Consider the following 1,173-nt stretch of genomic DNA (forward strand, 5'->3'; position numbering starts at 1 on the left):
CTTCGTGGTGCTTGAACGAGGTGAGGGCCTTCTGGCTCGGTGGGGATTGCGACATCTACCGCCGAGTGCAGGAGGCCCTCGTGATCCACCGTAACGCCCCGCTGACGCCGACCGGCAGGCTGCGTCTGGCCCGGTGCGTCGTCGACGACGGCTGGCCCCTGCGCCGGGCCGCGGAACGGTTCCAGGTCAGCCACACCACCGCCGCCCGATGGGCCGGCCGCTACCAACGCCTGGGACACGCAGGCATGGAAGACCGTCCCAGCAGGCCCCACCACCAGCCTCGCCGCACGTCCGCAGCGGTGGAGGGCGAGATCATTCGCCTGCGACGCGAGCACCGGATCGGCCCGCTGCGACTGTCCACCCGTGCAGGCGTCGCCGCCTCCACCGCCCACCGCATCCTCCAGCGCCACGGCCTGCCACCGCTGGCCACCTGCGACCGGGCCACCGGTGAGCCCGTCCGCCGCTACGAACGAGCCCGCCCCGGCGAACTGGTCCACATCGACGTCAAGAAACTCGGCCGCATCCCCGACGGCGGAGGCCACAAAGTCCTCGGCCGGGCCGCCGGACGCAAGAACCGCACCAGCACCGGGTATGCCTACCTGCACACCGCCCTGGACGACCACTCCCGCCTGGCCTACACCGAGGACCTGCCCGACGAGACCGCCCCACCTGCGCGGCCTTCCTGACCCGCGCCACCACCTGGTTCGCCCGGCGAGGCATCACCGTCGAACGCGTACTGACCGACAACGCCTGGGCCTACACCAAGAACACCTGGCGCCAGACATGCCACGACCTGGGCATCAGCCCCCGCTGGACCCGTCCCTGGCGCCCCCAGACCAACGGCAAGGTCGAACGCTTCCACCGCACCCTGCTCGACGAATGGGCCTACCACCAGCCCTACACCTCAGACGCCGAACGCCAGGCAGCGTTCCCCGACTGGCTGGACTGGTACAACTACCACCGACCCCACACCGGAATCAGCGGCCACACCCCAGCCAGCCGCGTCACCAACCTCTCCGGACAACACACCTAGGAAGTTTCGTTTGGATCAGCTGGTCGTTGGTCTGGGTGTGCCGTTACAGATGCGCAGTGGGCGCGGATCGAGCCGTTGCTTCCGGACCGGACGCCGAAGCGGGGCGGACGCTGGCGTGATCACCGGGAGGTGATCGACGC

General features: G+C 69.7%; 1 pseudogene. It reads left to right on the forward strand.

What is annotated here, in order from left to right:
• The first annotated feature begins 80 nt into the window (after positions 1-80).
• Positions 81-1,033: pseudogene (locus ACWC9R_RS37070) on the forward strand (IS481 family transposase).
• Positions 1,034-1,173 lie beyond the last annotated feature (140 nt).

The sequence above is a fragment of the Streptomyces sp. NPDC001219 genome (assembly GCF_053597915.1).